The following is a 21,635-nucleotide window of genomic DNA, read 5'->3' as shown; positions in this document are numbered from 1 at the left end:
AAGTCATAAATTTGCATACCTTTTCTATATGCTCTCTTTGCGAAATGCATGTTTTTTGCGACAATTTACACGTTACATAGAATCGCCACAAATACAAATATATAAATTACCACTTCCGAAGGAAAATCTGTGAAACGTATTTTTTTATTTTTAATGACCAACATTGCGGTCTTGGTTGTTATTGGCATTGTGCTTAGCATACTTGGGGTGAGTGCAAATCCCAATGATTTGGTCAGCCTGCTGATTTATTCGGCAGTTATCGGTTTCACCGGTTCCATTATTTCTTTACTGATGTCCAAAACCATGGCCAAACGTTCGGTTGGTGCAGAAGTGATTACCCAACCGCATAATGAAACCGAAGCATGGCTATTGCAAACGGTTGAACACCAAGCACGCCAATGGAATTTAAAAACACCGGAAGTGGCCATTTATCATTCACCGGAGCCTAACGCTTTTGCAACCGGCGCCAGCAAAAATAATTCATTGGTTGCCGTCAGCACCGGATTACTCAACCATATGACCAGAGATGAAGTCGAAGCGGTATTGGCGCATGAAATGGCACACGTCGGCAACGGCGATATGGTGACTTTGACCCTGATTCAAGGTGTCGTCAATACTTTTGTGGTATTTCTAGCGCGTGTGGTTTCGAGCATGGTGGCCCGCAATGAAAACGGCAGCACCTCGCAAGGTACTTATTTTATGGTCAGCATGATTTTACAAGTGGTATTCGGATTCCTGGCCAGCTTTATTGTGATGTGGTTCAGCCGCCAACGCGAATACCGTGCCGATGCAGGTGCGGCCTGTTTGGTAGGGGCGCCGAAAATGATTGCTGCTTTACAACGCTTGAAAGGCAATGCCAGTGACTTGCCCAAAGAGATGGCGGCTATGGGTATTGCCAGTGAAGAAAAAGATTCGCTGCTTAGTTCGCATCCTACATTAAACAACCGTATCGAACGCTTGAAACAACAATTTTAAGAAGTTAATTTGAATCAAACAGGCCGTCTGAAACTTTTTCAGACGGCCTGTTTGATAGTATAGACACTATATTTAAGCAACAAATAATATGATGGCAACCACGGCTACGGCAATGATGAATGCTGCCAAGAATTTACCCGTTCCGGCAAATTTCAAAATCGGTAATTTACCTTCCAAATATTTATAACCGCTTATCATGGGGGTAATCAAATTGTGTTTTTTCACCCATTTATACATCAGCACCGCAGCAATATGCAAAGCGGCTAAAGCCAATAAAATATTGAAAAAGGTGATGTGTATTTTCCGAATGGCACTACCGGCATCTTCACTTATCCAATGATTAAGATAGCCGTGATATGCAAAAGTATTTTCATCGGGTGTCAATAAACCCGTGCCGACCTGAAATAATACCGCACCAATCAAAGCCAGTACCATTAATGCCCCCAATGGATTATGGCCGGGTTGTTCGTTTTCACTGATTTCGCCTTTCAGATAGCGTTTGATTTGTGCGGGGCCGCGTACAAAATTTTTAAAACGGGCGGTGTCGCTGCCCCAAAGGCCCCAACAGAGCCGGAATATTATCAAGCCTAATATAAACAACCCGACACGCAAATGCCATGCCAGCAAATTACCGCCTGTTTTCGCGCTATACCACATAAAAGCGATAGCCAATACCAAGCTCCAATGGAAAAGGCGGGTGGGTAAATCCCACACTTTGAGTTTTTGCTTCATAATATATCCTGATTCTTATATGATGGTTTGTGTTGTTTCAGACGGCTTGATAAGGCCGTCTGAAAATATTGTAATAGATTTGTTTACAAGTAGGAAATCGCGATGTTTTCAAGCTCTTATCGAAGTTTTCATTTATCCGAGCAAGTTCAGGCTGCAACACACTTTCCCGATATTTTTATACCGCGTGATGCCGATAGCCATAAAGGAACGCATGGTACATTGGCCGTTATCGGCGGTGCGGTCGGTATGAGCGGTGCCATTATTCTAGCGGCAACAGCCGCGCTTTATAACGGTTGCGGCAAGGTATGGGCCGGGTTTAATCAAAATATGCTGCCTTTGCCTGTTATTCCCGAACATCCTGAAATTATGTTGGCGACGGCTGCGGTTTTGCAACGAAGGCAGGACATCAGTGCATGGGTAGTGGGTTGTGGTTTGGATGTGTACAACGATGCCTTGCATATTGTACAGATGCGTTTGGAAGCCGATTCGGATAAACCGCTGTTGCTGGATGCCGATGCCCTGAACCTTTTGGCAAGGCATAAGACCGAACTGGAAGAATCGGCACAAGACTATCATACACTGGTACTTACCCCTCATCCGGCCGAAGCGGCGCGCCTACTTGGTATCACCACTGCCGAAATACAGGCGGATAGGGTGGCGGCGGTACAGCGTATCAGTGAAATGTTTCAAGCTTATACCGTATTAAAGGGCAACCAAACTTTGGTATGCGATCCCAATGGTCAGTTATACACCAACCATAGCGGTAACCCTGGTTTGGGAACGGCAGGTAGCGGCGATGTGTTAAGCGGTATTATCGGCAGCCTGCTGGCTCAAGGGATAGAAACTTGGCAGGCAGTGTGTGGAGGCGTTTGGCTACATGGTGCGGCAGCAGATGTGTTGCGTGATTCCGAAATCGGTGAAACCGGAATCGTGGCCGGCGAGGTGGCGCCGGCAGCACGTTGGTTGCGCAATCAGATTATCCGCATGCATCATCCCGCACATGGGTCTTCTGATTAAATACAGTTTCAAATATTCAAATCTATATAAGGCCGTCTGAAACTTTTTTCAGACGGCCTTATATCATTAAAAAACACTTGGCCAAATCAGGCCAAGTGTTTGGGTTGTTATCCGGTATTTTATCCGGATACGCATGGTTTATTTTTTCAGTTCGGCCAAAATTTCATCAACGGTAGATTTGGCATCACCAAAACACATCACACTGTTTTCATTAAAGAAGAGCGGGTTTTGTACACCGGCATAACCGGTATTCATCGAACGTTTGAAAATCACCACTTCTTTGGCCTTCCAAACTTCCAACACCGGCATACCGGCAATCGGTGAATTCGGATCGGTTTCGGCAGCGGGGTTAACCGTATCATTGGCACCAATCACCAACACCACATCGGTTTCGGGGAAGTCGTCATTGATTTCGTCCATTTCCAAAACAATGTCGTAAGGCACTTTGGCTTCGGCGAGCAATACGTTCATGTGGCCGGGCAAGCGGCCTGCCACCGGATGGATACCAAAACGTACTTCCGCACCGTTTTTACGCAACAATTCGGTAATTTCGGCAACAGGATATTGTGCCTGTGCTACTGCCATACCATAACCCGGAGTGATGATAACACTGTTGGCTTCTCTCAGCATTTCGGCTACTTCGGCCGGTGAAGCTTCACGGTATTCGCCTATTTCACCATCGGCAGCAGGAGCGGAGCCGTCGGTACCGAAACCACCGGCAATCACGGAAATAAACGAGCGGTTCATGGCTTTACACATAATGTAGGACAGAATCGCACCGCTTGAACCGACCAATGCACCGGTAACAATCAGTAAGTCGTTGGAGAGCATAAAACCGGCAGCAGCAGCGGCCCAACCGGAGTATGAGTTTAACATTGAAACCACAACCGGCATATCCGCGCCGCCGATAGATGCCACCAAGTGCCAACCGAAAGCCAATGCGATTAAGGTCATCAGAATCAAAGCCGTCCAACTGCCGTCAACCGAAACAAAAATCAGCATCAGAATAAACGATACCACCAAAGCGGCCAGATTCAGCTTGTGTTTATGCGGCAATTGCAAAGGCGCACTGCTGATTTTACCGTTGAGTTTGCCGAAAGCCACAATCGAACCGGTAAAGGTAACCGCACCGATAAAGATGCCTAAGAATACTTCAACCAAATGAATGGTTTCCATATCGTAAGACACATCGCCCGGTTCGATAAAACTGCTGAAGCCTACCAAAACGGCGGCCAAACCGACAAAACTGTGCAGCAAGGCAATCAGTTCGGGCATTTCGGTCATTTCTACTTTGCGGGCTTTGTAAATACCGGCTGCACCACCGATAATCATGGCGATAATAATCCAACCGAAGCCGGCGGTATTGTCGCCGAAAATAGTGGCAATCAAGGCAATTGCCATACCAATCATACCGGAATAGCAGCCGTTTTTAGCCGTTTCCTGTTTGGATAAACCGGCCAGTGAGAAAATAAAGAAAATTGCGGCGACGATATATGCCGCAGTAACTAATCCATGTGACATTATGCGTCTCCTTAACCTTTACGGAACATATTCAACATACGGCGGGTAACATAGAAACCGCCGAAGATATTGATGCTGGCAATCAAGATGGCAACAAATGCCAAGAAAGATACCAAGCCGTTACCTTGGCTGATTTGCAGCAACGCACCGACAACGATAATGCCGGAAATGGCATTGGTTACCGACATCAGCGGGGTATGCAGCGAATGGCTGACATTCCAAACCACATAATAACCAATCACGCAGGCTAAAACGAAAACGATAAAGTGGTTTAAAAACTCGGTTGGCGCAACGGCACCCATCCACAAAACCAAAATCGCACCAATAACCGCAGGAGCCAGTTTTTTCCATGCTGCAACCGGTTTCGGTTCCGGTTTGGCGGCCGGCGCAGCTTGCGGTTGTGCTTGAGCCTGAGGTGCGGCGGAAACCTGAATGGCGGGCGGCGGGAAGGTGACTTCGCCGTCGCGGGTAACCGTCATATTGCGGATAATCACATCTTCGAAATCCAAAGTGATTTCACCGTCTTTATTGGGGCTGAGCAATTTGCTCAAGTTCACCAGGTTGGTAGCATAAAGCTGTGAAGATTGGCCTGCCAAACGGTTGGCCATATCGGTATAACCGATAATTTTCACGCCGTTGTCGGTAACAAAAAGTTCGCCGGGTTTGGTGAGTTCGCAGTTACCGCCGGTAGCCGCTGCCAAATCGACAATCACCGAACCGGCTTTCATGCTTTCAACCATCTCTTTGGTAATCAGCTTCGGTGCGGGTTTACCCGGAATAGCGGCGGTGGTGATAATAATATCGACCTCTTTGGCCTGCTCGGCAAACAACTTCATTTCAGCGGCGATGAATTCTTCGCTCATTACTTTGGCATAGCCGTCACCACTGCCGCCGGATTCTTGCGGGAAATCGAGTTTCAAGAATTGACCGCCCATCGATTCGATTTGCTCGGCCACTTCCAAACGGGTATCGAATGCCCTGACAACCGAGCCGAGCGAGTTTGCCGTGCCGATGGCGGCCAAACCGGCCACACCGGCACCAATCACCAATACTTGTGCCGGCGGTACCTTACCGGCAGCAGTAATCTGACCGGTGAAGAAACGGCCGAACGCGTTGGCCGCTTCGATAACGGCACGGTAGCCGCTGATATTGGCCATAGAAGATAAGGCATCTAGAGATTGTGCACGCGAAATACGCGGTACCATATCCATAGCCAATACGTTAACTTTTTTCTCTGCCAGTGTTTGCACCAAGTCGGGATGTTGTGCCGGCCAGAAGAAGCTGACTAGGGTCTGTCCTTCTTTCAGACGGCCTATTTCATTTTCGGTAGGCGCGTTAACTTTATAAAGCAGCGGGCAAGCCCATGTTTCTTCGGTATCGGCTACTGTTGCACCGGCTGCCTGATAGGCAGCATCATCCAAACTTGCCAATGCACCGGCGCCGCTCTCGACCACCACCTCGAAGCCCAATTTTTGCAACTGGGCTACCGTTGTAGGGGTACAGGCGACCCGGGTTTCACCGGCAAGGGACTCCTTCGGAATACCAATTCTCATATCGATTTCCTTTCCAAACACGTTTAAAAACGTAAACAATAAAATAATAAATTAATATCCTCTTTATAGCGAATTTTAAGCAAGAATACAACTTAAAATCTATTTAGAAATCAGATAGAACATTTGCATATAATGAATAGATGGGTTGTCTATTAAAACCTAGGAAATAATAGGCATAACGTGCTGCATGGTATGGTTTTCAGATAATACCTTAATTGAGGCAGTTATTTGTTTTGATTGAGTAGCTTAAGTATATTTTTATAATAATAATTGCCATAAAGAAGTTATCTTTATTTAAAAACATCGTATGTTAGCAATAAAAATACCGCCTAATGGCGGTGCTGAAAATACTATGAAAAAAGCTACTAAGTCGGACAGCAATCCCGATATACTCTTACTTATGTAACGGATACCAATCCCCGTTTTGCAACTGTATAAGGGTTGTGGAGGACAGACAAATTCACCGTTTTTTAGTAGCTTTGAAACAAGAATAATATGATTTTGATAAGTATCAATGGTGTCGATTTGGTTACTGGAAATGGCAAAAAGGTGAAACTACATAGAAAGTATAAATAAAGTGATTATTTATTGTAATAAATAAAATATTTTTAGATATTTAAAGAGTGGTTATATTACAAATAAAATAAATATCTTAACTAAGTTAGGTTAGCGGTTTATTTAGTAAAAAATATAATGAATGATATGAAGAAATAAATTATATTAATCATATTATTATAGCTATATATTTGATATATAAAGGTATATAATCACTATTATCTAAGGTTTCATATTTATAAACTTAGAAAATAATGCATCTTTTTTTTAAATGGCATTTAAAATGATAAATACAATGGTAGAATAACTCATTCAAACGTTTATTTATTTTATACGGTATTGTTTAACAAAATTTTTCACTATCGTATTTTTAGGAGCAGGCCGTGTTTCGTAGCAGGCATATTCTGACCGGAGAAATTTTATACGAGCGTATGCCACAAGAGTGGGATGAGTTCGAATATGAACTAAGACAGTTACGAAAGCGGCAACTGGCTTTTTCTGCCTTAAGCTTAAAGGAACGAACCGACCTATTAACACTGTTTGCCAATAGATTGGAGGCCAATCGGAACCGGTTGGCGGTGATGATATGCGAAGAAGTAGGTCGCTGTTTGCGTGAATGCGAAGCCGAGCTGGATAAATCTTTGGCACTCATCCGTTATTATGCAGAAATTGCGCCGGAATTGCTGGCACATAAAACTATTGCGACTCAGGCGAGTCTTAGTCAGGTAAGGTTCGAACCTTTAGGCGTCATCTTTGCGGTGATGCCGTGGAATTATCCGGTATGGCAGATTTTACGTTTTGCCGTCCCTGCTTTGTGTTCCGGTAATGCGTGTGCCGTTAAACCGGCACCGAGTGTGGGCAAAGTAACAGAGGCTTTGTTTGAGATTGTCGGTGATGATTTGCCGTTTATACCGGCTTGGTTAGATCATCATGATACTCGGAAAGCGATTGGCTGTACCGATGCTTTAGCTTTTACCGGTTCGGCCGATACTGGGCGGCGGTTGGCTGCACAAGCCGGGGTTTATTTGAAAAAAACCGTTTTAGAGCTGGGTGGCAGCAATGCCTTTATTGTATTGGATGATGCCGATTTAGAACTGGCGGCAAAAGATGCGTGTTATTCGCGTTTTCGTGATGCAGGGCAATCTTGTAATGCGGCCAAACGGATTATTGTTACCGAATCGGTAGCCGAAGAATTTATCGCCTTGTTTTTAGCAGAATGTGCGAAGTTGAAAACCGGTGATCCGATGGATCCGGAAACCACATTGGCACCGCTGCATAGCCGTAATGCACGCGAAATGATACATGCCCAAGTTATTGATGCCTTGATAAACGGAGCTGATTTGTTGTGTGGCGGCGAAATTCCGGAAGTAACCGAACCGGGGTGGTTTTATCCCGCTACGGTATTGGATAGGGTAAACCATCATTGCCGTGTTTATCATGAAGAAGTGTTCGGCCCTGTGGCTTCGATTATACGGGCACTGGGCGAAGAGCATGCGATTGCATTGGCCAATGATACGCCGTTCGGTTTGGGTGCAAGTATTTATTCGCAAGACAATGATAAAGCTTGGGCATACGGATCCAAGCTGGAAACCGGTGCCGTTTATATCAACCGCCATACCAGCAGTGATTTACGGTTGCCTTTCGGCGGGATTAAAGCATCGGGCTACGGCAGGGAGTTGTCGGAGTTCGGTTTATACGAGTTTGTAAATATAAAGTCTTATTGGCAGAAATAGATAACTAAAATGAAACCATTATGGTATGCAGGTGTTGCAGCCGCAGTGCTTGTGGGAATGCCTCAGGCGGCTGTGGCACAAGAAGAACAAGAAATATATTTTAACCGACAGGGACAGGTAACCGATGCCATGTCGTCGGTGGCGTATGTGCGCCATTACGATGTGAAAGATAAAATCGCTAATGTGCAGGATTTTTATTATCCGTCTATGAAAAAATATTCCGATCCCTATCAGATACCGGTGGGTCAAGTTAAAGTGTTTGTACCTACTTTGGAAAACGGTACGGTGACTTTCTGGCACTTTAACGGCCGGAAAAAATTAGTCGGCCACTATAAAAACGGTAAGCCCGACGGTGAATGGGTCAGTTGGTATCCGAGCGGTAAAAAATCGGCCGTTATCCCTTATGTACAAGGTATGAATGAGGGAGTCGGTTCGCGTTATTATCGCAATGGAAATAAAGAAAGCGAAATTCAGTTTAAAAATGATAAAGCCAACGGCTATTGGAAGCAGTGGTATCCCAATGGTCAGCCGAAAGCGGAAATGTTGATGGAAGACGGTAAGCCGACCAGTATTGTCAGCTGGAATGAAGACGGTATGCTGCTTTCTGAAATGACTTTTGAAGATGACCGCCGCACCGGTGTGATATTAGATTGGCATCCCAATGGTGCCAAAAAATCGGAAACGGTTTATTTTAACGGCACTTTGGTGAAAAAAACCATCTGGGATGACGAGGGGTATGTATTATCCGAATAAGCAGGATAATATTGCATATTTAAATTCGATATGTTTTTTTAATATATAAGGCCGTCTGAAAAGGTTTTCAGACGGCCTTTAACCATTCACTCTGTAACAGGGTTATAATAAAATCATTACCACCAACAGCAGGTAGTTTAAGTTTGATTATGAGCACTATCAAAGAAAAAATCCTTGCCCAAGCCAAACATGACGGTGCACAAGTCACCGCATTGCGTGAACAAGTGCTTGATATTATTTTAAAATCTTCCGGTGTGATTAAAGCGTATAACGTGCTTTCGCAAATGCAGCAACAAAGTGATGGCGTGGTTGCACCGCCGACTGCTTATCGAGCCTTGGATTTCTGGGCGGAGCAGGGCGTATTGCATAAAATTGCCGCCGTAAACGGCTATGTGTTGTGCAGCCATGCCCAACACGATTGCAATACGCATTGTCATGATGAAGACGAATCCGCACACCATAGTGCCTTTATTCTGGTTTGTACCGAATGCGGCGCGGTCGACGAACAAACGCTCAGTAAAGAATGGGCGGCCTTGCGTGCCGGTGTAGCAGCAAGTGGATTTTCTCTTAAAGAGGAACACGTTGTATTAACAGGAGTTTGTAAGAAATGCCAATAAAAAAAACCAAAGTCCATTTGATCTCGGGCTTTCTCGGAACAGGGAAAACCACTGCCTTAAAAAGTTTGATGGAACAAAAAGACCCTAATGAAAAATGGGTGATTATTGTGAACGAATTCGGTGAAATCGGTATTGACGGCGCCGTATTGAGTGACAACGGCATTCCGGTTGCCGAAATTGCCGGCGGTTGTTTGTGTTGTACCGCAGGGCCGCAGTTATCGACGACTGTTCAAAAAATGCTGCGCGATACCCAACCCGACCGTCTGATGATTGAGGCCAGCGGCTTGGCGCATGCGGCCAGTGTGATTGACGAACTAAAAGAAAAACCGCTTAACGAACAATTGGATATTGCAGCCGTTTTTACCGTAGTGGATCCGCGCCAGTTTGTTGATCCGAATTATGCGCAACAAGCACTATATAAAGACCAAATCGGCGTGTGTGATGTTTTGGTCGCCAGTAAAACCGATTTATGCACGCCTGAAATATTGGCCGATTTCCGCGAAAAAGCGGCCAAACTGTTTCCGCCTAAAGCCAAAGTGGTTGAGGTGGAAAATGCCAAAATGAATATCGAATGGTTGGATATTCCCGTTGTCGAAAAATCGCGCTACCGCTTAAAAGCATTGCCGGATAATACTATGGGCTATCAGTCGCAAGGCTTTACCTTTCCGGCTGGAAAAGATTTTGACGGCGAACGTTTAACCCGTTTCTTTGATGAATTGCCGAAAATGACCGAAGGCTTGATACGCGCCAAAGGTGTGTTTCAAGTGTTGGGCACTTGGGTATGGCTCAATTGGGTTGATGGCAGATGGGGTGCCAACCAAGTTTCATGGCGGCGTGATAGCCGTTTTGAATTGATTGCCAAATCGTTCGATGCCGATTTAATCGAACAAAAGCTGAAAGAAGCTTTGGAATAAATTATTGATAACGATTATGAGGCCGTCTGAAACAAAATTGATTCATTGTTTTCAGACGGCCTTATCATCATAGAATAGGGCGTGGTTATTACTGTTACCGTATATCAGTAGCGTAGGCAGGTGAATTCTATTAAAATCTTTATGGTTTTATTTTTTCGGCAATATCACACAATCATCTTCAGACAGGCCGTCTGAAACTCATAGACTAAAGCGAGAATATTTATGACTACTTTATCCCAATTTCTTACCGAACATGTGCAGCAAAACAACCTTCCTACTGCATTAGGCGGGGTTTTCGATTCTGTAGCAAAAGCCTGCGTACAAATTAACCGTCAGGTTCGGCAAGGGGCATTGGCCGGTATTTTGGGAGAAGCCGGTACGGGCAATGTGCAGGGTGAAGATCAGAAAAAATTGGATGTGATTGCCAATCAGCTGTTAATTGATGTTTTGAGAACCAATGCCGATATTGCCGGCTTGGCCAGTGAGGAAGAAGATACTTTCGTGGCTTGCAATGAAAACGGCAGTTATCTGGTATTGTTTGATCCGCTTGACGGTTCGTCTAATATTGATGTCAATATTTCTGTGGGCACCATTTTTTCTATTTTGAATAAACCGCAAGGTTCTTTAAGCGAGCAATCTTTTTTACAAGCCGGACGCGATCAGGCCGCCAGCGGCTATGTGTTATACGGTCCGCAAACGCAATTGGTTTTAACCATGAAACATGGGGTTTTTGTTTTTACCTTAGATGCGGATGGCAATTTTGTGCAAACACAAGCCAATCCGAAAGTGCCCGAACAAACCAAAGAGTTTGCCATTAATATGTCGAACCAACGCCATTGGTTTAAGCCGATGCAGCAATATATTGAAGAACTATTGGCGGGGGATACCGGCGTACGCGGTAAAAATTACAATATGCGCTGGGTGGCTTCGATGGTAGCGGAAATCCACCGTATTCTGATGCGTGGCGGGGTGTTTATGTATCCGCAAGATGCGCGAGATCCGGCCAAACCCGGTAAATTGCGTTTAATGTATGAAGCCAATCCGTTGAGCCTGATTTTGGAACAGGCCGGCGGTGCAAGCAGCAATACGGTAAAAAATATGCTCGATATACAGCCGGAAAGCCTGCACCAACGGGTATCGGTTGTGATGGGCAGCCGTGAAGAAGTGGAATATATTGAGAAACTGCACCGTTAAGTAAATAAGGTGGTTATATTAAAAAAGCCGTCTGAATATTTTTCAGACGGCTTTTTATCATTAAAATTCAATCAATAAACGATTAAGCACGTTTACGGAATTCACCGGTACGGGTATCGATTTCAACTTTGTCACCGTTTTCAATGTAAGACATTACTTGAATTTCAGTGCCACCAACCAAGCGTGCGGTTTTCATCACTTTACCTGAAGTATCGCCTTTAACGGCAGGTTCGGTGTATTCTACTTCGCGAACAATAATTGTCGGCAGTTCTACTGAAATCGGGTTGCCTTCGTAGAAAGTTACTTCGCAAACGTCTTCCATGCCGTCTACGATGAATTTCAAAGCGTCACCGATATTTTCGGCTTCGATTTCGTATTGGTTAAATTCTTCATCCATGAATACATACATAGGATCGGCAAAATAGCTGTAGGTACAGTTTTTGCGGGCCAAAATCACCACGTCGAATTTATCATCGGCTTTATAAATGGTTTCGGTTGCGGCACCGGTGAGCAAGTTTTTCAATTTCATGCTGACTTTAGCTGAAGAGCGTCCGCCTTTGATGTATTCGGTTTTTTGAACCACCATCGGGTCGTTGCCGACCATAAATACATTACCTGCGCGCAGTTCTTGTGCGGTTTTCATTATCTGTTTCCAATCTCTGTAATTTGGTAAAAATAAACGCGTTATTTTAACGGGATTCGATAAACTTGGCTAGTTTTTCCACCGCAGAGGGTTGGGTAAATAGGTATTGTTGCCATTTTTTTGTGCTTTGCTGCCAGCTTTCCCGATGCTGCATTAAAGTTTGCCATGCCGATAAGCGTTGTTGCGGGGTTAATGTTAATGCACCGTTTAATTCATCGGATAAAGATTGATGGGCTGCTTGCACCGTGTCGGTATATTCGGCATAAGCTTTATCCCAAAAAGCATGCAGCTTATCAATATGTACCATTTCATCTTGCGGGTAGATATGCCAGAAAAAAGGTTTCGCTGCAAATTGAGCGCGTACAAAACTGTCTTCACCGCGAATCATCAGGCCGTCTGAAAGGTGCAGTAAACGGTCAAAATCAGCTTGAGGGATAAATGGGATTTTAATCAATGTAACATTGGCCGTCTGAAAAATATCGCCTTCTTGTTTTAGTGCGGATTCGGGAATGGATTGCGCTGCTTTTAAGCTGTCTATAATTTGATTACCGGCCAGGAGTAGGGTAAGCGGTTCGCCAAACTGTTGCCACATGGTCAGCCATTCTGCCCAGATAGGGCGTTGATAACCAAAAAGCAGCCATTCAGGCGCGGTTTTGGATGGTAGTTTGAGCTGTTTACGAAAGGCCTGATAATCAAAACGGCTTCGGGTTTCATAATCACGTTCACGCAATAAGCCACCACTTTGTTCGCTAAAGCCCATAAACCAAAAATATTTTTGAATACCGTTAGCTTGGGGTGAGGGCAAGGTATGCAGTTTTTCATTACTGCTTTCCGCACTGAGATATTCCCAGTTCAGCCATAAAGGGCGGTTTTCGGTGATTATCTTTAAAATATTCTCAGGCAAATTGCAGGCAAAAGTTTCAATCACTACGTCAGGAATAGGGGTAGTATCCACATTATCAGCCAATTCGGCACGCCATTGATGAATATGAATATTTTGATAACAGCAAGGCAGACTACCTAAGTCAGGGCAAAGTGCACGCAATGCGTTCGCATCATCTACCCAAAGATGAGTTTGCCAGCCGCATTCATTGGCTAGCATTTGTGATAATCGCCAAGAAACACCGATGTCACCGAAATTATCGATAACATTACAAAAAATCCAACAGGTTTTGAGCGATATTTTTTCAGATGGCATGATAGGCCGTGTTAAATCTTTGAACGGTCGGAAATTATAGCTTAAAATCGTTTTGTCAAGACATTAAAATAAATTTATCCACATTATAGTACCTAAAGAAACTACCATTACTACCAATATACTTGACAAAGCTTAAATATATTTAATTAATTGATATTAAAGTATTTTTTATCAAAGCTTATTTTTTGTGCAATCATTAGGAAGGCTTTATTTTTCTAGAAAAATAGTACTATTTCACAGACTATCCACATCTTTATCCACAGCTTTTGTGAGTAACTTAAAAAACGGTTAATATTTATTATATTATCTAATTGTCATTATTAAAATGGCATAATTCAATCATAATATACCTGATGAAGTTAATCATATATGGATTAATTTAGACAGAGAAATACTTTGTTTGCTATCAGATTCCGGTTTCGGTATAATTGCACCCAGACAATTTTTTGATACAAGCCGCCATTCGGGCGGCTTGTATTTTTATTTACATATTATAATCTATGGCCGAAAACGGCTGTTGCTTACTCGGAGAGTAGTTACATGAAAAAAATTCCGTTAACCGTACGCGGTGCCGAATTATTAAAAACAGAATTACAACAATTAAAAAGCGTTGCCCGCCCACAAATTATCGAAGCGATTGCAGAAGCACGATCACATGGCGATCTGTCTGAAAATGCCGAATATGAAGCAGCAAAGGAACGCCAAGGCTTTATTGAGGGCCGTATTGCCGAATTGGAACATAAATTATCGGTTGCCCATGTGATTAACCCTTTAGAAATACATGCCGAAGGTAAAATTGTTTTTGGGGCGACAGTAACTTTAGAAGATTTGGATACGGAAGAGCAGGTACGCTATCAAATCGTAGGTGAAGATGAAGCAGATATTAAAGCCAATAAAATTTATATTGGTTCGCCTATTGCACGGGCTTTAATCGGTAAAGAAGAAGGTGATGTTGCGGAAGTACAGGCACCTAGCGGAGTGCGTGAATACGATATTATTACAGTAGAGTATATTTAAAATAACCTTTATTAAATAGATTTTTGCATAAAAATCAGGCCGTCTGAAAAGATTTCAGACGGCCTGATTTTTTTATTATTAAGCTAAATCAAATGCTTTATGTAAAACACGGGTTGCCAGCTCCATATATTTTTCATCAATCAATACGGAAATTTTAATTTCCGATGTGGAAATCATTTGAATATTAATGCCTTCTTCCGCTAAAGTGCGGAACATTTTAGATGCAACACCAACATGGGAACGCATACCCAAACCGACAATAGAAACTTTACATACTGTATCGTCACCGTCTATTTCCGTAGCACCAATGCTGTCTCTTAAGCCATTAAGCAGATCCAATACCGGTTTATATTCACCTCTTGGTACGGTAAAAGAGAAGTCGGTTGTACCTTCAGCGCCAACATTTTGAATAATCATATCTATGTCGATATTGGCTTCGGCAACCGCACCTAAAATTTGATAGGCAACGCCGGGCTTGTCGGGTACACCGCGTACATTAACGCGTGCTTGGTTTTTATCAAATGCAATACCGGATATGGCAGCTCTTTCCATATTATTATCCTCTTCAAAGGTGATTAATGTACCTTCGCCGCCTTCCTGAAGGCTGCTTAAAACGCGCAGGCGTACTTTGTATTTGCCGGCAAACTCTACCGAACGGATTTGTAAAACTTTCGAGCCTAAGCTCGCCAACTCTAACATTTCTTCAAAGGTGACCGTATCCAAGCGGCGGGCTTCGGGTACGACACGCGGATCGGTGGTATAAACACCGTCAACATCGGTGTAAATCTGGCATTCATCGGCTTTCAATGCCGCAGCCAGTGCAACGGCCGAAGTATCGGAACCGCCACGTCCCAAAGTGGTGATATCACCTTGACTATTTACACCTTGGAAGCCGGCAACAATAACGACTTTTCCTTCTTTCAAATCGTTGCGCATTGCTTCATCATCGATTTCTTCAATACGCGATTTTGTGTGGGCATTGTCGGTTTTAACGGCAACTTGCCAGCCGGTATAACTTTTGGCGGGAACGCCGATATTTTTTAAAGCCATGGCCAATAAGCCGATAGTCACTTGTTCGCCGGTAGAAAGAACTACGTCTAATTCTCGTGGATCGGGAAAATCCTGCATTTCATGTGCCAAGGCTACCAAACGGTTGGTTTCACCACTCATCGCTGAAACCACCACAACCACGTCATGTCCTTCGGCGCGGGCTTTGGCAACACGGTTGGCAACATTTTTAATACGCTCGGCGGAACCTACCGAAGTACCGCCGTATTTTTGTACGATTAACGCCATGTTCGTGCTTTCTTTCTTTTTAAATTTTTCAATGACAACAGTTCGGAAAAGATAAAGCTTGTTTAAACTGCTGCTAATTATTTTTTAAGGGTAGCATTATCACCAGTTTTTTTGCATAAAACAAGATTTTAAAGCAGGTTAATATAGAGTGATATCAAAGCCGGTAATTAGATTGTTATAGATAACTTGTCTGTTAGGGAAGGTGTCGGATAGATTCGGCCAATTCGGCAAACATTTTATCTGCATCCACTTCGGTGATCCAATAAGCATTGGCGGGTTTACCTGTACTGTTCCACCAATCAACAACACATGCACCCATTGTTAATTCGCTTTGTGTTTCGACTGCGACATGGCAATCTTTGCCGCCGAACATTTCCGGAAATACCGCACAAGTGATGGCACAAGGATCGTGCAGAGGGCCGCCGTCAAGGCCGAATTTTTGTATATCGAAGCGCTCGTAGCTTTGCAATATATCGGCCAAACGCGGGCCGTTAATATTATCCTGTTGGCGTAAAACATCCATACGTTTGGTGGTAATACACGCTTTATGGGTAACGTCTAACGGCAAAATAGTAATAGGTGCACCGCTTTGTAATACGATTTGTGCGGCATGGGGGTCGACATAAAAATTGAATTCGGCGGCAGGGGTGATATTGCCTGCTTCAAAATAATTACCGCCCATTAAAACTATATGTTTAATGGCCCGAACAATATCGGGCGCAAGTGCTAAGGCTTGGGCGATATTGGTTAACGGACCAATGGGGCAGATGGTAATACTGGCATCTTCTGCTTTGCGCAAGGTATCTATGAGGAAAGGGACGGCATGGACAGGTTGTAGCGGACATTCGGGGTCATGCAATTCAACCCCGTCCAATCCTGTTTTGCCGTGTACTTCTTCGGCGGTTACTAAAGAGCGCAATAGCGGTTTGACCGCACCTGCATAAACGGGGAAATTTTTTTCACCTGCCCAATCGCATATAATTCGGGCATTGGTTGCGGTATGGTGCAAATCCACATTACCGGCTACTACGGTTAGGGCGATAAAGTCTATCAGACCGCGTTTTGCCAACCCGTGCGCCATAAGAATGGCGGCAGCATCATCTTGGCCGGGATCGGTATCGATAATTAATCGAGGCTTTGCGGTCATAACAGCTCCTTATGTAATTTAAAGAGTTTAAAGAGAAAGATTTATTTCATATTTGTCTTACTTGCATCATATTTAAAAATTAAAGACGGGGTTTATTCTATTCTTATTAATTCATTTTGCTGCTCATCTTCTGTAAAGCCGTTGTCATTCAATTTATTTAATTTATCTAAAGCTGCTTTATATTCGCTTCGCTTGAGCTTTGTTAAACCGATACGCCAAGAGCTTCTACCCTTTTCATTTACTAGATTTGCAGTCCACAATCCGTCTTCATAAAACCTTTTTAATGTAATTTGTGCCAGTGTTTTGATATCCGTATTTGGATAGGATGCACCAAGAAAACGGCCGATACGGTTATTGCGCAAATCTACCGCCTGATCCGATGCAAAACGGCTGAAATATTTGGTTTTAACTTCTCTAACAGAAGGATCGGTTTCATATGCATTACCGATTTCTTCAGCTATTTTTTTACCAAACCGAGATGAAATAGCTGCCTGCCAAAGAGTATGACGTAATGCATTAACCTGCGTACCACGACCGCCGCCATTGGCTTTATCATCCAAACCGACGCGGGTAGAGATTCGAGTAACGATACTGGTGATATTGGAAGAGCTTTCATCTTTCAATCCAATAGCTTGAGCTGCAACAGGGTGTGATGCAGTAAAACGAAGAATTCGACTTTGCCGACTTTCGTCTTGATAAAAGTTACAGGCCGATAAAGTCAATGCGGCGGTAATGAGTAAAGTAATCCGTTTCATTTTTTCCACTGTATTTAAAATTAAATGTGTCAGGTTAATCAAAAATAAACTGCAGGGTGGTGAGTTAAATTTAATTTATCGGAATCGGTAAATTCCTAGCACTGAATCCATAAAGTAAGATTAGTATAATTTTACCTGATTTATAATAAATTTATAGTAATTTTTACAAACTGTCTTCTTTTAGGATAGAGACGCCTGTATTTCCTGATTGAGTTTATCTAAGAACCGGCTTTGTCGGACATATTCGGCCGCATTATCATATTGTTCTTCAATAAAGGCCGTCTGAAGCAGGGCATATAATTTTTGTTGTTCTGTTTTAATTTCTGTTTGAAGATTATTGAGACGGGTTTGATTTTTTTCTGCCCGTGCTTCTTCTAATGTTTCCCGCCATTCCATCTGCTGCATTAGAAATTCAGGTGCATAAGAGGTATGTTCCGGCGCATCTGCATCTATACCTTTTTGCTGGAGCAGGTAGGCAGCCCTATCAGTTGGATTTCTTAAAACACGGTAGGCTTCGTTAATTGTCGAAGCCATCATCATAGCTTGTTTTTGGTCGAAAGCAGATGCCGCCGCAAATTTATCCGGATGGAATCTGGCGGCAAGTGCATGATAGGTTTGCTCAAGTGTTGAAACGTCGATATCAAAACGTTCTTCAAGCTGGAATAAAGTAAAATATTGGCTCATAGCTCTCAACAAATCAGGCAACGTTCTAAATTACCATATTGATTTACATTTCTTAAATTATCCTATAAAACGAATATTAAAACAAATGCTTATGCAAATTTAAAATAGCAGCTTTATTGGAAGGCGAAAATACTTTATCTGCAGCTTCTTTAATGGGCATCCAATCGTAAGCCGTATGCTCCTTAGGATTAAGCTTTATCGGGCTGTTATGGTTTATTTTTGCAGAAAACACATGTTCGGTATTATGCGTCACCCCTTCGGGGTAGCGGTGCCGCCAATGTTGGTAAATCTCATATTGACTGCTTTCGTGCCAATCTGTTATTTGATTTTCTAATAACAGAATTCCTGTTTCTTCATAAACTTCCCTGAGCGCTGTTTCAATAAGACGCTCCCCGGGTTCTACACTGCCGGTAACGGATTGCCAAAAGTTTTGGTAATCCGCCCGTTTGATAAGCAGTACGTTACCGTTACCGTCATGCAAAACAACCAATACCGATATAGGTTGTTTTAATGGTTTTTGAAACATTTTATTTAACCGATATTGTTCAGATTAACTTTCTCAATGATTATCAGATTGCATTGGTTGAGGTACTTGAATATTGGCCGAACCATCCAATGCTTGATATTCATTAAGAATACGCACTTCACGTTGAGGGAAGGGAAATTCAATACCTTCCTCGTTAAATCGCTGCCAAATGGCAAATAAGATATTGGAAAACAGTAAAGCAAAACCGTTTTCAGGATCTTTGACCCAAAAACCGACGCGTAAATCAATGCCATTATCACCGAAGCCCAATACCAAGGCCCTCGGAACAGGGGAAGTGTCTACACGATCTTGTGCAGCGGCACATTCCTCTAAAATCTGCATAGCCTGTGTTAAATCAGTTGCATATGCTACTTGAACATCTAAGCTCTGCCATAAAGATTTACTGCTGTAAGATTCATTGATAACAGTAGATGTTACGAAGGTTTCATTAGGAATCAATGCTTCCGAACCGGTAAGGCTTTTCAACACGACAAAACGGGACGTGATTTTAGTGACATAGCCGGTGAAATTATCAACAGTTAAACGGTCACCGGGACGGATAGAGCGGTCGCCTAAAATAATAAAACCGGAAATATAATTGCTGGCGACTTTTTGCAAACCAAAACCGATACCGACGCCGACTGCACCACCGAATACCGATAACACGGTTAAATCTATACCAACTAATGGTAATGCAATTAAAACCGATAAAACAATCATGAACGCTTTGATAATTTTGGATAATACAATACGCAGGTTAATATCCAAACGAGTCGTAGACATCAATTTATCATCAATAAATCTTCCAATCCATAATGCGATCACAATAATTACCGCTACCCATAATAGGCCGGTTAACATCGTATAAAGATTTAATGTTGTTGAACCGATTGGTAATTCAACGGATTTCATATCTCTAATCAGAATATCATCAACACCCGATACCCATAAAACAAAGGCTAGCCAAAGTGCGCCGGATAAAAACCTTTCTAGGGAATCGGTCATTTTATTGTTAGGTAGCGCAGCGTGAACAATGGCTACGGCAATTCGGATTAAAATCATCCATCGCGCGGCCATAGCCAATAATTGCAGCCACATAGCATCGTTACCGGCCAAGTTCCATGAGGAAAGAGCGATAACTGAAATAACCAGCATCATTAGCGGCCAAAGAATGCGCAATACAACATGATGTAAAAAGCCCCATTTGCCGGTTTTGGAAAAAGGGTATTTTTTTGTTAAATAAGTAGATAGTCCGAAAGTAACAGCCATGATGACAATAACAAGCGTAAGCTCTAGCCAGCCGCTTGTACTATTGAAGCTGCGTTCGAGTAGTTGTGAGGTAAACTGTTTGCGGGCAAACAAGCTTAAAAGCCCTGATTCTTCAAGAATTTGATGTACTGTTAAAGATAAGTTTGACATGGTGTGCGTAATAAAAATGTTGAAGTTTAAAATAAATAAAGGATGAATTATAACTTAAATCAAGCCATTCGTTTATTGAGGCCGTCTGAATGATTGTTATGTTTCAGACGGCCTTAGCTTGAAATACTAAATATTTACACAGTTTCTGTTGTCCAATGATTGGCATTTTTAACTTCCTGCCAAGCTTCTAAAATCAGGCTGCCATCATTGTTTTTTAACAAACCGGCATCCGAAAGCATACGCCGCCATACACGGGCTTTATTCAATCCATGCATCAAACCGAGTGCATGGCGGACAATGTGGCGCAGAATAACGCCATTACCGGTATTGATTTTCATACGGCTATATTGAAAAAGCCGTTCTACCAACTCTTCGTATTCTATCGGCTGCCCGCTGTCGCCATAAAACAGTCTGTCCCAATCGCGCATAATCATCGGATTATGATACGCCTCACGACCAATCATGACGCCGTCTATATATTGCAGATGTTCGGCAATTTGCTCATTGGTGGTAATACCGCCGTTAATAATGATTTCCAAAGTTGGGAAATCGCGTTTGAGCCGGTAAACATATTCGTATTTTAAAGGCGGGATTTCCCGATTTTCTTTGGGGGATAAACCATCCAACCATGCATTACGCGCATGTACGATAAAAGTACGGCATGCGGTTTTTTCTGCCAAAGTGCCGACAAAATCCTGTACGGTTTCGTATTCGGTCTGGTGGTCGACACCAATACGGTGTTTAACCGTAACCGGAATATCCGGAGCGGCATCTTGCATGGCATTCACACAATCGGCAACCAAGCCGACTTCATTCATTAAGCAGGCGCCGAAGGCTCCTTTTTGAACGCGCGGGCTGGGGCAGCCGCAATTCAGGTTGATTTCATTGTAACCATACCCGCTTGCAATGGCTGAGGCTTTGGCCAAATCATGAGGATCGCTGCCGCCTAATTGCAAAGCAAGCGGTTGTTCGCCATCATTAAATGCCAGAAAACGATTGGCATCGCCATAAACAATCGCACCGGCATTGATCATTTCGCTGTAAAGCCAAGTATTTCGGGTAATTTGGCGGGCCATGTAACGGTAGTGAGAATCCGTCCAATCGAGCATCGGGGCAACCGAGAGACGGCGGGGAGGAAGTGCTTCAGGCATAAATAATAAGAAAAAATAAAGTGTGAACGGCGTATTATAAGTTTTTTTATTCACTAGATATAGCTTAGCGTTCGACAGCTATTCAAGATTAAAGCAGATATTTTAATTTATATAGGTCTTTCATGCTGTTTGAATTAGCGGAAATCACTTTTTTCAGCTAAAATATGCCGCTATTTCTTTCCGATTTATCAAGCCGTCTGAAAAGGGTTTTAAACTTTTTCAGACGGCCTCATAC

20 protein-coding genes are annotated in these 21,635 nt (G+C 43.2%); 8 read left to right on the top strand and 12 right to left on the bottom strand.

Annotation, left to right across the window (positions count from 1 at the left end; translation table 11 throughout):
• Positions 1 to 129: 129 nt before the first annotated feature.
• Complete coding sequence (gene htpX, locus NXS09_RS05640; protein ID WP_259291579.1) at positions 130 to 975, top strand: protease HtpX; 846 nt, start codon at positions 130 to 132, stop codon at positions 973 to 975.
• A gap of 72 nt (positions 976 to 1,047) precedes the next feature.
• Here the strand turns inward: htpX and NXS09_RS05635 are convergent, their stop codons facing one another.
• The gene (locus NXS09_RS05635; protein WP_259291578.1) at positions 1,048 to 1,707 is read right to left on the bottom strand and encodes a cytochrome b/b6 domain-containing protein; all 660 of its coding nucleotides are present in this window, start codon (positions 1,705 to 1,707) and stop codon (positions 1,048 to 1,050) included.
• 102 nt (positions 1,708 to 1,809) lie between these two features.
• Between NXS09_RS05635 and NXS09_RS05630 the strand changes: the two genes are divergently transcribed.
• Positions 1,810 to 2,724, top strand: a complete 915-nt coding sequence (locus NXS09_RS05630) for an NAD(P)H-hydrate dehydratase (RefSeq protein WP_259291577.1) — start codon at positions 1,810 to 1,812, stop codon at positions 2,722 to 2,724.
• Positions 2,725 to 2,862: 138 nt separating this feature from the next.
• Here the strand turns inward: NXS09_RS05630 and pntB are convergent, their stop codons facing one another.
• Both pntB and NXS09_RS05620 read right to left on the bottom strand, forming a co-directional pair.
• On the bottom strand, positions 2,863 to 4,245 hold the full coding sequence (pntB, locus tag NXS09_RS05625) for a Re/Si-specific NAD(P)(+) transhydrogenase subunit beta (protein ID WP_259291576.1): 1,383 nt from the start codon (positions 4,243 to 4,245) through the stop codon (positions 2,863 to 2,865).
• A gap of 11 nt (positions 4,246 to 4,256) precedes the next feature.
• The gene (locus NXS09_RS05620) at positions 4,257 to 5,798 is read right to left on the bottom strand and encodes a Re/Si-specific NAD(P)(+) transhydrogenase subunit alpha (RefSeq protein WP_259291575.1); all 1,542 of its coding nucleotides are present in this window, start codon (positions 5,796 to 5,798) and stop codon (positions 4,257 to 4,259) included.
• 938 nt (positions 5,799 to 6,736) lie between these two features.
• On the opposite strand from NXS09_RS05620, the gene NXS09_RS05615 reads away from it, so the two are divergent.
• The 5 genes from NXS09_RS05615 (at position 6,737) to NXS09_RS05595 (ending at position 11,564) form a co-directional block, all read left to right on the top strand.
• Entirely contained in the window at positions 6,737 to 8,086 is a 1,350-nt protein-coding gene (locus tag NXS09_RS05615; protein WP_259291574.1) for an aldehyde dehydrogenase family protein, read from the top strand.
• 9 nt (positions 8,087 to 8,095) lie between these two features.
• Complete coding sequence (locus NXS09_RS05610; RefSeq protein ID WP_259291573.1) at positions 8,096 to 8,839, top strand: toxin-antitoxin system YwqK family antitoxin; 744 nt, start codon at positions 8,096 to 8,098, stop codon at positions 8,837 to 8,839.
• A gap of 149 nt (positions 8,840 to 8,988) precedes the next feature.
• Positions 8,989 to 9,456, top strand: coding sequence for a Fur family transcriptional regulator (locus NXS09_RS05605; protein ID WP_289623071.1), 468 nt, complete (start codon positions 8,989 to 8,991; stop codon positions 9,454 to 9,456).
• Positions 9,447 to 10,370 carry a CobW family GTP-binding protein gene (locus NXS09_RS05600; protein WP_259291572.1) on the top strand — a complete coding sequence of 308 codons (924 nt, stop codon included), beginning with the start codon at positions 9,447 to 9,449 and terminating at the stop codon, positions 10,368 to 10,370. Before NXS09_RS05605 ends, NXS09_RS05600 begins: the two co-directional genes overlap by 10 nt.
• Positions 10,371 to 10,592: 222 nt before the next feature.
• Positions 10,593 to 11,564, top strand: coding sequence for a class 1 fructose-bisphosphatase (locus NXS09_RS05595; RefSeq protein WP_259291571.1), 972 nt, complete (start codon positions 10,593 to 10,595; stop codon positions 11,562 to 11,564).
• An 82-nt stretch (positions 11,565 to 11,646) separates the two neighbouring features.
• Here NXS09_RS05595 and efp read toward each other — a convergent pair whose 3' ends face one another.
• Together efp and earP are read right to left on the bottom strand one after the other, a co-directional pair.
• Complete coding sequence (efp, locus tag NXS09_RS05590; protein ID WP_259291570.1) at positions 11,647 to 12,207, bottom strand: elongation factor P; 561 nt, start codon at positions 12,205 to 12,207, stop codon at positions 11,647 to 11,649.
• 46 nt (positions 12,208 to 12,253) lie between these two features.
• The gene (gene earP / locus NXS09_RS05585; RefSeq protein WP_259291569.1) at positions 12,254 to 13,405 is read right to left on the bottom strand and encodes an elongation factor P maturation arginine rhamnosyltransferase EarP; all 1,152 of its coding nucleotides are present in this window, start codon (positions 13,403 to 13,405) and stop codon (positions 12,254 to 12,256) included.
• 540 nt (positions 13,406 to 13,945) lie between these two features.
• Here earP and greA point away from each other — a divergent pair.
• A complete protein-coding gene (greA, locus tag NXS09_RS05580) occupies positions 13,946 to 14,422 on the top strand; it encodes a transcription elongation factor GreA (RefSeq protein ID WP_259291568.1) in 477 nt (158 codons plus the stop codon).
• Between the two features lie 78 nt (positions 14,423 to 14,500).
• Here greA and NXS09_RS05575 read toward each other — a convergent pair whose 3' ends face one another.
• From NXS09_RS05575 to dusA, 7 genes are all read right to left on the bottom strand, one after another.
• Entirely contained in the window at positions 14,501 to 15,718 is a 1,218-nt protein-coding gene (locus tag NXS09_RS05575) for an aspartate kinase (RefSeq protein WP_259291567.1), read from the bottom strand.
• Between the two features lie 193 nt (positions 15,719 to 15,911).
• On the bottom strand, positions 15,912 to 16,865 hold the full coding sequence (locus NXS09_RS05570) for a nucleoside hydrolase (RefSeq protein WP_259291566.1): 954 nt from the start codon (positions 16,863 to 16,865) through the stop codon (positions 15,912 to 15,914).
• A gap of 92 nt (positions 16,866 to 16,957) precedes the next feature.
• Positions 16,958 to 17,620 (bottom strand): membrane lipoprotein lipid attachment site-containing protein, encoded by a 663-nt coding sequence (locus tag NXS09_RS05565; protein ID WP_259291565.1) that lies wholly within the window; start codon positions 17,618 to 17,620, stop codon positions 16,958 to 16,960.
• A gap of 180 nt (positions 17,621 to 17,800) precedes the next feature.
• Positions 17,801 to 18,304: a Fe-S protein assembly co-chaperone HscB gene (hscB, locus tag NXS09_RS05560; protein WP_259291564.1), complete on the bottom strand. Its 504-nt coding sequence runs from the start codon at positions 18,302 to 18,304 to the stop codon at positions 17,801 to 17,803.
• A gap of 76 nt (positions 18,305 to 18,380) precedes the next feature.
• Entirely contained in the window at positions 18,381 to 18,830 is a 450-nt protein-coding gene (nudB, locus tag NXS09_RS05555; protein WP_259291563.1) for a dihydroneopterin triphosphate diphosphatase, read from the bottom strand.
• A 33-nt stretch (positions 18,831 to 18,863) separates the two neighbouring features.
• Positions 18,864 to 20,249 carry a mechanosensitive ion channel family protein gene (locus tag NXS09_RS05550; protein ID WP_259291562.1) on the bottom strand — a complete coding sequence of 462 codons (1,386 nt, stop codon included), beginning with the start codon at positions 20,247 to 20,249 and terminating at the stop codon, positions 18,864 to 18,866.
• Between the two features lie 134 nt (positions 20,250 to 20,383).
• A complete protein-coding gene (gene dusA / locus NXS09_RS05545; RefSeq protein ID WP_259291645.1) occupies positions 20,384 to 21,400 on the bottom strand; it encodes a tRNA dihydrouridine(20/20a) synthase DusA in 1,017 nt (338 codons plus the stop codon).
• Positions 21,401 to 21,635 lie beyond the last annotated feature (235 nt).

Origin of the sequence: Neisseria montereyensis, from assembly GCF_024834045.1 — a bacterium.
Classification (GTDB): Bacteria; Pseudomonadota; Gammaproteobacteria; order Burkholderiales; family Neisseriaceae; genus Neisseria; species Neisseria montereyensis.
This window is presented reverse-complemented; position numbering and strand designations above follow the sequence as displayed.

Coding starts and splice junctions, on each gene's coding strand:
- NXS09_RS05635 (WP_259291578.1), bottom strand. CDS start 1,707: ATGAAGCAAAAACTCAAAGTGTGGGATTTACCCACCCGCCTTTTCCAT.
- NXS09_RS05630 (WP_259291577.1), top strand. CDS start 1,810: ATGTTTTCAAGCTCTTATCGAAGTTTTCATTTATCCGAGCAAGTTCAG.
- pntB (WP_259291576.1), bottom strand. CDS start 4,245: ATGTCACATGGATTAGTTACTGCGGCATATATCGTCGCCGCAATTTTC.
- NXS09_RS05620 (WP_259291575.1), bottom strand. CDS start 5,798: ATGAGAATTGGTATTCCGAAGGAGTCCCTTGCCGGTGAAACCCGGGTC.
- NXS09_RS05610 (WP_259291573.1), top strand. CDS start 8,096: ATGAAACCATTATGGTATGCAGGTGTTGCAGCCGCAGTGCTTGTGGGA.
- NXS09_RS05605 (WP_289623071.1), top strand. CDS start 8,989: ATGAGCACTATCAAAGAAAAAATCCTTGCCCAAGCCAAACATGACGGT.
- NXS09_RS05600 (WP_259291572.1), top strand. CDS start 9,447: ATGCCAATAAAAAAAACCAAAGTCCATTTGATCTCGGGCTTTCTCGGA.
- NXS09_RS05595 (WP_259291571.1), top strand. CDS start 10,593: ATGACTACTTTATCCCAATTTCTTACCGAACATGTGCAGCAAAACAAC.
- efp (WP_259291570.1), bottom strand. CDS start 12,207: ATGAAAACCGCACAAGAACTGCGCGCAGGTAATGTATTTATGGTCGGC.
- earP (WP_259291569.1), bottom strand. CDS start 13,405: ATGCCATCTGAAAAAATATCGCTCAAAACCTGTTGGATTTTTTGTAAT.
- greA (WP_259291568.1), top strand. CDS start 13,946: ATGAAAAAAATTCCGTTAACCGTACGCGGTGCCGAATTATTAAAAACA.
- NXS09_RS05575 (WP_259291567.1), bottom strand. CDS start 15,718: ATGGCGTTAATCGTACAAAAATACGGCGGTACTTCGGTAGGTTCCGCC.
- NXS09_RS05570 (WP_259291566.1), bottom strand. CDS start 16,865: ATGACCGCAAAGCCTCGATTAATTATCGATACCGATCCCGGCCAAGAT.
- NXS09_RS05565 (WP_259291565.1), bottom strand. CDS start 17,620: ATGAAACGGATTACTTTACTCATTACCGCCGCATTGACTTTATCGGCC.
- hscB (WP_259291564.1), bottom strand. CDS start 18,304: ATGAGCCAATATTTTACTTTATTCCAGCTTGAAGAACGTTTTGATATC.
- nudB (WP_259291563.1), bottom strand. CDS start 18,830: ATGTTTCAAAAACCATTAAAACAACCTATATCGGTATTGGTTGTTTTG.
- NXS09_RS05550 (WP_259291562.1), bottom strand. CDS start 20,249: ATGTCAAACTTATCTTTAACAGTACATCAAATTCTTGAAGAATCAGGG.
- dusA (WP_259291645.1), bottom strand. CDS start 21,400: ATGCCTGAAGCACTTCCTCCCCGCCGTCTCTCGGTTGCCCCGATGCTC.